This window comes from Aminobacter sp. 01T433 (assembly GCF_056398585.1).
Map to the genome: position 1 here is coordinate 225,785 of NZ_JBFTPR010000009.1, position 8,606 is coordinate 234,390.

The window sequence follows — 8,606 nt, forward strand, 5'->3', positions numbered from 1 at the left end:
CATTGGGTAGACTCAATATTCGAAGATCGTCCGGAAAATGCCGGGCGCGATCACCGACAGCGGATTGACGTGCAGCTTGGGCGCATTGGCGTCGCCCGAGAGCTTGTAGGTGACGCCGATCAGGCCTCGGTCGCGGCCATTGCCCAAGATGACGCCGACCAGCGGCAGTTCGCCGAAGATGCGGTTGAGGCCATAGGCCGGCATGAAGGTGCCGGTCATGTTCATCTGGCCTTGCTGGTCATAAAGCACGCCCTGGAAAGTGGTGCCGATCAACGGCCCGCGCAAAACGCCATTTTCCAAAGCCAGGTATTTTTCGCGCTTGTCGATCTGGGCGAAGCCGCGTTCGAACTTGACCCTGGACACGTCGATGTCCTTGCGCACCGCCTGGTTGAGGCTGCGGTCGTCGCCAGCGGGCTTGCTGGAGACGATCGAGGCGAGCCGTGGCTCGTCGACCACAACGAAGTCGCGCACGTCGACCTGGCCCTTGAGCGGCCCGTCGCCTGTCGATTCCAGCGCAAGCGCCAGGCTGCCGCCCTGCATGCGGGCATAGACATCGAGGAAACGCAGGATGGCACCGGCGTCGGCGGAACGGACATCGAGACGCCGCCCCCCGCCTTGCAGCGCGTTGCTAACGGTGATCAGTCCGCCGGAACTCGCCGTCGCGTTGACTTTCAGGCTGCCGACCTTCGATCCGGCGCCTGAATATTCAAGCGTGACGTTGGACAGTTGTTCGCCGCTGAAGCCGATCAGCGTTGCGACATTGGCGCTGACGGAGACCGAAGATCCACCCGTCGATTTGCCTGCCTTGTCAGTATCCGACATGAATTGCTTGATCAGTGCCCGGGCATCGAGCGAATTGCCATTTACCTGAACCGCATAACCTTTGCCCGACCGCTTGATCTTGACCGAGACGTCGTCGTCGCGATTCAACTTCACGTCGGTGAAATTGGCTGACGCTAGGTTCGTATCGGCGAGCGAAATGTCGCCCTTGATGCTGAAAGTCTTTCCGCTCAGGTTGAAATCGGACAAGGTCGAGCGCGAACCGTCGCGGTTCATCACGAACGAGACCGTGGCCGGAATGCCGGGGCCCTTGCTCCAGCCTACCCACGGAAGATCGAGCCGGGCCGCGGTCAGGTCGGCAACGATGTTGCGCTTGCCTTCGTCCAGTTGTTCGACGTCGACCTTGATGGTGCCCGACAACAAGTCGGACAGGCCGGGAAGCATTGCATTGCGCGTCTTGTCGTCGAGCACGAGTTGGACATTGCGCTGCTTGTCGATGCCTTCGTCGTGCAACGGCTCGACGATATCGAGCTCGGCGGGGACGCCATTGAGCTTGCCGTTGGCCACGATGACAGCTTTTTCAGGGGTAACGGTGATCGTGCCTTTGGCCTCCGACAGTTGCTGTCCATCAAAAGGCTTGGCGACCGCCAGGCCGTCATAGTCGAGCGCTACGGTCCAATCGAGCTTGTCGGTGTCGATGCCCTTGGTCAGGGGAATGTCCGCCTTGACGTTGCCGGTGACATCGCCCGTCAACTCCTCGGGCAGGATGCCGACATGGCGCATGGCGTTGATCGGCTCGTAGGAGGCGAGTTCGGCAACCGCGTCGGCGCTACCGGCGACGTCGATGTCGAGCGCGCCGACAACCGGCATGATGTTGGCCTTGACGACTTTGAGCGTGCCGTTGCTCGCCGCAACCGTTCGCCCGCTGGGCATGAAAACGGTGCCTTGCGACAGCGAGACATCGACATCGTTGCCGTGGAACTCGACGATACCCTTGGCGTCGCGGATGGGCGGGATGCGGCCCGCCGTGTCAAAACGTGAACCATCAATCTCGAACTTGCCGAAGACCTCTTGCGAGGTGAGCGGCACGCCGTTGCCGAGCCGGTCCGGCTTGACGTCGAACGTCACATTGCCATCGACGACGCGCCCGCCAAAAAGGTTTTGCAGCACCCACAGCCGGGCGTTGCGGGCCGAAAACCACGGCCATAGCTGCTTCACATGCGCAACCGACATGTCGTGAACGTTGAAGGTCACTGATATGCCCGGGGCCTTGCCGTCGACGAACTGCACCGACGCCTTGCCAAGCGCCTCTCCGCCCGGTCCGGACTTCACGCCGATCTGTTCGGCGGACAGCGTCTTGGTGACCACGTCATAGGTTCCAGCGACGCGCGCGAGGAAGCTGAGCGCCGGCTCTGGCGACTCGCTGGGTGCCAGGCGCGACTCGCGGCTCATCAACTCGAAACGGTAGGCTGGATTGTCGCTAGCCACGCCGGTCGCCGGGCGCGGGCCGACAGCACCGCTGAAATCGAAGGTCGAGCGATCGGTGGTGACCAGGAGTTGGCGGACGTCGAGCTTGTTTTCCCCATCCGCAAGCCTGAGGTCGAGCATCACGTCGCCGACAAGCTGACCGCGCTCCTTGAGATCGAGCGTCGACTTGCCGATCGATCCCTTGGCAATCAGCTCCGAACCACCGGCTCCGGTGCCCTCGCTGCCAGTGATGACAAGGGCGGCCGAACCGATGCGACTGGCCTTGGCCGCCGGGATGTCGGTCATGCCGGCGAACGGATCGGTCATCGACACGGTTGCGTCGAGCGATGCGATACGATCGGCACCGGCTTCACGTTCGGCCGAGGCCGCAAGCTTGACATCGCGGCCATCGACGTCGAAGTTGGCCCCTATCCGCAGCTTGCCCGATCGCGTCTTGGACAAAGACGACTGGACGACGCGAACGACCTTGACCTCGCCGCCGGAGGGCAGGACGAAATCGACATTGGACAGCGCGATCTCGCGCATGGCGTCGTACTGGACCGCATCGAAGCCGCGACGAATACCGTGGAACGTCTCGCTCAGGAGCTTCTGCGGATCGATCAGGCCATCTGGGCTGCGCAGCACCGCACTCCAGTCCGAACCGCCACTTTCGGGCATGGCATCGACGACGATGCGGGCGTCGGAAATCTTGGCGTCGCCGAGGCGCACGTCACCTCTCAGCAATGGCAGCAGCCGAATGCCGAATCGCATCATTCCGGCTTCAGCCATGGCGGTGCCGTCGGCGCGCTTGAGCTTGACGTCGGGAACCTCGACAGCAATCAGCCGGAGGCCATCGAGCGTCAGCCGAGCCTGTCCCATGGAAACATCGACATCGACTCCGGCAAGGCCTTCGATGGCGTGCTCGGCCTCGGTGCGCAACCTGTCCTGGCCGATACCGGTATAGCTCAGGGCCTCGATGGCGATGATGACCAGCAAGATCAGCGAGCCCATCACGGCCACAGCCGCAAGGACGCAATGGCCTGCGCGCCGACGCACCGACGTGCGTGGACGTGGCACTTCCTGGCCCGCAGCCGACGGCATGGCGCCGAGATCGGTGATCTCGTTGCGCCTGAACCGGATTTTCTCGTGCCGGGGCACTTCCTGATCCACGCGATGTCCCGTAGTCGTTTCGGCCGTGGACGAATCCAAGTCCGACATTATCTAACCTGATATCCTTGCAAGCTCACCTGTAACTTCCAACAAGGGCATCGATGTGTCTGAACTCGAGACTGGCCAACCCGCCCCGCAATTCGAACTACCGCGCGACGGCGGGGGCATTCTGACGCTTTCCGACTTTGCCGGCAAACCGGTAGTCCTCTATTTCTATCCCAAGGACGATACGACCGGCTGTACTGCCCAGGCGATCGACTTTACCCAGCTCAAGCCTCAATTCGAAAAGGCTGGGGCAGTGGTTATCGGCGTTTCGCCCGACAGCGCCAAGAAACACGACAAATTCAAGGCCAAGCATCAAATTGGCATCGATCTTGTAGCCGACGAAGAGCGAAAAGCGCTCGAGGCCTATGGCGTGTGGACCGAAAAATCGATGTATGGCCGCAAATATATGGGGGTCGAACGTTCGACCTTCCTGATCGGCGCCGACGGCAGAATTGCGCGGATCTGGCGCAAGGTGAAGGTCCCAGGCCATGCCGCAGAGGTGCTGGAAGCGGTAAAGGCCCTCTAGCAAAATCGCACATTGCGGAACCTATCCCCCTCTCCCGACGTTTCTAATGCGACGATCTCAACGGGAGAATGAAGATGTTCCGCAGCCTCATCCTTTGGATGATTGGTATTCCAATCCCCATCATCATCCTGCTTTGGTTTTTTCTGCACTGACGTAAGCGATTCGCCAGCGCCATGATGTGATACTTTCGGGCTAATTCGTCCGCCAATCTGGCAACAGGTCCAAACGTACTTCATCAACATTTCGACAGACGAGAAAATCCCGCTGCGTTCTTGCGTGGCGGGATTTCTTTTTTCAGCCCTGGGAGGAAGGCCTAACGTCCGGGCTGGGGCGCAAAGCTTTGTTAACCCTAATAATGTGTAATCGGATCGTCGCTGTCTCGTCATGAGAGTTCGGTCCGGTGAAAGCTGCAAATCAGGCTCCTGTTTTCGGCAGGCGCAAAGAACCCCATACCGTCATCATCGCGCGCGGCAACGAGATCCGGCATTTCACCGTGCGCCCCTGGGTCGCGGCCGCCGCAGGCTCCGCCCTTGCCGCTGTCGCTGTCGGCTATCTCCTGGCGACATCTTATCTAGTGCTGCGCGACGACCTGATCGGCGCCTCAACGGCGCGCCAGGCACGCATGCAACACGCATATGAAGACCGCATTTCCGCCCTTCGCGCGCAGGTCGATCGCATCACAAGCCGGCAGTTGCTCGACCAGCAATTGATGGAAACCAAGGTCACGGAACTTTTGGCGCGACAATCACAGCTTAGCCAGCGCCACGGCAGGCTCGGGCCGATTCTCGACCGGGCTGCTTCGAATGCGGCCACCCCCTCCGCCCCTGCCAAGGCAACCGACGAGCGTGCGGAACTTTTGGACAAGCCGATCAAACAGACCGGCGCCCTGGCCTACGCCTCGGCGGATTCGGCGGCGGCGCGCCCGTTTTCGTTCTGGTCGACAAGATCAGCCGCGGCCGACAGCGAAAGCAGCGCTGACCGCGCAGACAAGCTGTTTGTGACCATCAACAAATCGCTGCGCAGCATCGAGGACGACCAGGTCCAGCGCATCGGCACGCTCGCCGACAACGCCTACCAGACAGCGGGTGCCATCACCGACGCGCTCGAAGATGCAGGACTGCCTGTTGCCGCCGATTTCGGCAAATCGGGCGTAGGCGGCCCGCTGGTGCCACTCGACAATCCAATGGCGTTCGAAAGCAAGGTCAAGGAACTCGACGAAGCGCTCGACACGCTCGACCGCCTCAAGAAGGAAGCGCGCCGGCTGCCGCTCGCCAATCCAGCGGCCGGGCGCTCGATCTCGAGCACGTTCGGGGTTCGCACCGATCCGCTGATTGGCTCGCCCGCACTGCATTCAGGCATGGATTTCCGCGCGCCTTACGGCTCGCCGGCGCGCGCCACCGCCGCTGGCATCGTCACCAAGGCCGGCTGGAACGGTGGTTATGGCCGCATGGTCGAGATCGACCATGGCGGCGGCTTCACCACACGCTATGCGCATCTGAGCAAGGTTCTGGTAGCACCCGACCAAAAGGTAATGGTCGGCGACGAGGTCGGCGAAGTCGGCACTAGCGGCCGTTCGACCGGCCCGCATCTGCACTATGAAGTGCGCCGCGACGGTGATGCCGTCGACCCGTTGCGCTTCATCAAGGCCGGCAAGAAGCTCGGGCAGTACCTTTAGGCCACCCTTCCAAAGCATGGATTTGGGAAACGTCATCCACAGACTCAAAGAGCTGTGATGCGCATTCTGTGCCCAAGGCGCACAGCGCTGGCGCGAATCTACCTGTAAGCCAGAATCACCAGACACGAGCGGTGCGCAAATTAGAAACTGGCGCACCAAACCGTGCGTCATTCACCGACTCGATTCGCCACCGGCAGGCTTTTTCCGCGCGCGCGATTCGCGTTCGCGCGCTGCACGAAAAAGCAGCACCAACATGTTCGCATAATGAAGGGTAAGGCACCGTCCGGCGCCATGGGCGCTTCTGGACAACTTAATCTAGAGGTTCAGTCGGCAAGGGCTAAGCCCTTGGAAAGACTGGCGCGAGTGACGGGGCTCGAACCCGCGACCTCCGGCGTGACAGGCCGGCACTCTAACCGACTGAGCTACACCCGCGCTCTGGACGTTGGCGCTGGGCGCCGCGTCGTTGGCGGTGAATTACGGCGTTCGAGGGTAGGTGTCAAGCGACATCGAAAAGATAATCGACAATCTTCGTCGTCTATTTTTCGAAGCGCCCAGAACCCGGCTTTTGCACGCACTTACCTGCCCTTGCGGCATGCATTTGAACTTGCAGATCGAAGACGAACCGCTTATTGCTCCGCGCGGTTGGGGCGATTAGCTCAGTTGGTAGAGCGCTTCGTTTACACCGAAGATGTCGGCGGTTCGAGCCCGTCATCGCCCACCATCCATATTCTTGATTTTATTGCAAATTCCGCTCTGCTTACGAAGCGCCCGACGGGTTCGATGAACCTAGGGCGGGGATTTCTGCCTTGTTTTGCAGGTCCGCGACTCGCGAATCTATCGACCATTCGAGTTCTTCGCCAACGGATTGACGTCCTTCTTCCCATCGTGCGCAAGGATGAGGCCGATGTTCTTCCCGCCGCATTTCTCACACCGCAGCTTTGGCGTCAGATCGTCGTGTAGGGTGGAATGATCGAAGCCCAGCCGCTCGCCCAATTTCTGGAGGTCGAGCACCTTGTGATGCCGGCAGCGATTGCACCACGCTGTCAGCTTGTAGGGATGATTAATCAGGGCTTGGATATGGTCGATGACGATTTCGGACATGAGAACGGAATAGGAACGCCGCTCTCCCCTGTCAATTGCTGAAAGGATGGATCGATTTTGGCCGGTCGTGCGTTTTAGTCGCCTCTAAATTGGGAGGCCCAAATGCCAGACGATCCGATGAAAACCAAGGAAGACAGAAAGCTCGTATCCCAACAGGATTATGAGATCGAAGAGCTCGCGTATAAATATGACCTCTCGCGAGGTGAAGCCGCAGCTTTGATACGGCGCTACGGACCGTCTCGAAGCAAGCTTGACGCCATTGTTGCTCAGCGCCTCTATGGGTGATGACGCCGTTCGTGCCGCCTTGCATCCCCACTTTGGTCGACAAGCCGCCTGAAGGGGACGCATGGGCGCATGAAATCAAATACGACGGCTACCGGACGCAAATCCACCTCACCGGCGGCCAGGCGGTCGCCTACACGCGCAATGGCCATGACTGGTCGAAGAAGTACGCGCCTGTCCTTGCCGCCGCGCGTGACCTCATCAAGCGCGATGCGATCCTCGACGGCGAGATGGTGGTGCAGGACGAGACGGGCCGCTCCGACTTCAAGAAGCTTGCAACGGCAATCCGATGGGAAAGCGCTAGCCTGGTGTTCTATGCCTTCGACCTGCTGGGTTTAAATGGGAACGATTTACGTCGCGAGCGCTGCGAGGATCGACGGGCCCGGCTAGAAGACTTGGTCGGGGTCCATCGCCCGGATAGACCGATCCAGTTCAGCGAGGCAATCAACGGCCCAGGCGCCGAACTATTCGACGTAGCCGAACGGATGGGCCTTGAGGGGATAGTCTCGAAGCGCAAGGCGAGCATCTACCGCGGCGGCCCGTCCAAGGATTGGCTGAAGACAAAGGCTTACATCACGCGCGAATACGTCGTCATCGGCTACGAACACAAGCGCGGCGGCGCGCCCTCCCTATTGCTTGCAGACACGGCCGACGGTGAACTTCGCTATGTGGGCCGAGCCATTCCAGCAATCGGCGGCAAGCAACGAAGCGAGCTTTGGGAGGCGTTGGACTATCTGGGCGATGCCAAATTCGCGGTACCAATCGGCGCCGGAAACAAGGGAGCACTGCCGGTGCAGCCGGTCTTACGCGTCATGGCCAAGCACCTACGAGGCGAGGACAAGCTTCGTCATGCGACCGTGACGGAAATTCTGGTGCCTTGAAAAATGGAAGGCCTGCCGAACGGGGAGTCACGGCAGGCCCCCTATCAGAAGCGCGGTCAGTGTGCATCAAACACCGGCGCTTCGAAAAGAGAACGCTGGAAATCCGCTTAACGTTCCAATGATCCATAAACGCAAAAAAAGACCCGCCGGCCGGAGCCAGCGGGTCGATTGTTGTCTGAGGATATGGGGAGCGGTCAGCCGGGCCACGGCCTGACATAGGTTCGAGCAGTGATGACCGTATCAGGCGGGATGTGTCGCAGATGGATCATGGTTGCTCCTTCTATACCGGGGGCCGCCGGCTCGGATCGGGGAAGCTACGAATGGTCAGGGCGGCGGTCGGCCTGTCAGCCAAGTGTAGAGCCCAAGCAGCCATCCCGCCGCGCTAATGATGGCAACCCCTGCCCTGAGCAGCACCCGCCCCGCAGTGCCCGCGCCTTGGGCTTGGGTGCGAAGGTTGACCACATCGTCTGTCACCGCCTGCATGCTTGTCTGGCTATGCTTTACCGCGATCACATCAGACTCGACGCGGATCAGGCGATGTGTGAACTCGTCGAGCCGACGGTGAACGCCTGCCCTGCTTTCGTCGGCGCGGTCCATACGATCAAGGATCGCTTCAAGCTGACCCTCCATGCGCCCCAACATCATGTCCATGCTGCGTTCGCTCAATTCCCCAGCCCTT

Annotated in this window: 7 protein-coding genes and 2 tRNA genes; 5 read left to right on the forward strand and 4 right to left on the reverse strand. The window is 60.6% G+C overall.

The annotated features are described in order from the left end of the window. Window positions 1-12: 12 nt before the first annotated feature. Complete coding sequence (locus AC1DLV_RS17945) at window positions 13-3,417, reverse strand: hypothetical protein (RefSeq protein WP_476801242.1); 3,405 nt, start codon at window positions 3,415-3,417, stop codon at window positions 13-15. Window positions 3,418-3,520: 103 nt separating this feature from the next. On the opposite strand from AC1DLV_RS17945, the gene bcp reads away from it, so the two are divergent. Together bcp and AC1DLV_RS17955 are read left to right on the forward strand one after the other, a co-directional pair. Further along, window positions 3,521-3,988: a thioredoxin-dependent thiol peroxidase gene (bcp, locus tag AC1DLV_RS17950; protein ID WP_476801243.1), complete on the forward strand. Its 468-nt coding sequence runs from the start codon at window positions 3,521-3,523 to the stop codon at window positions 3,986-3,988. A gap of 400 nt (window positions 3,989-4,388) precedes the next feature. Further along, a complete protein-coding gene (locus AC1DLV_RS17955) occupies window positions 4,389-5,663 on the forward strand; it encodes a M23 family metallopeptidase (protein ID WP_476801244.1) in 1,275 nt (424 codons plus the stop codon). Between the two features lie 355 nt (window positions 5,664-6,018). Here the strand turns inward: AC1DLV_RS17955 and AC1DLV_RS17960 are convergent. Continuing rightward, a tRNA-Asp gene (locus tag AC1DLV_RS17960) sits at window positions 6,019-6,095 on the reverse strand. Window positions 6,096-6,308: 213 nt separating this feature from the next. Between AC1DLV_RS17960 and AC1DLV_RS17965 the strand changes: the two genes are divergently transcribed. Continuing rightward, a tRNA-Val gene (locus AC1DLV_RS17965) sits at window positions 6,309-6,384 on the forward strand. Window positions 6,385-6,497: 113 nt separating this feature from the next. Here AC1DLV_RS17965 and AC1DLV_RS17970 read toward each other — a convergent pair. Then, entirely contained in the window at window positions 6,498-6,764 is a 267-nt protein-coding gene (locus AC1DLV_RS17970; RefSeq protein WP_476801245.1) for a hypothetical protein, read from the reverse strand. A 102-nt stretch (window positions 6,765-6,866) separates the two neighbouring features. Between AC1DLV_RS17970 and AC1DLV_RS17975 the strand changes: the two genes are divergently transcribed. Beyond that, window positions 6,867-7,049 carry a DUF3606 domain-containing protein gene (locus AC1DLV_RS17975; protein ID WP_476801246.1) on the forward strand — a complete coding sequence of 61 codons (183 nt, stop codon included), beginning with the start codon at window positions 6,867-6,869 and terminating at the stop codon, window positions 7,047-7,049. After that, entirely contained in the window at window positions 7,049-7,927 is an 879-nt protein-coding gene (locus AC1DLV_RS17980; RefSeq protein WP_476836203.1) for an ATP-dependent DNA ligase, read from the forward strand. Before AC1DLV_RS17975 ends, AC1DLV_RS17980 begins: the two co-directional genes overlap by 1 nt. 324 nt (window positions 7,928-8,251) lie before the next feature. Here the strand turns inward: AC1DLV_RS17980 and AC1DLV_RS17985 are convergent. Next, the coding region (locus AC1DLV_RS17985) for a DUF1515 family protein (RefSeq protein ID WP_476801248.1) at window positions 8,252-8,606 on the reverse strand (355 nt) is incomplete at its 5' end.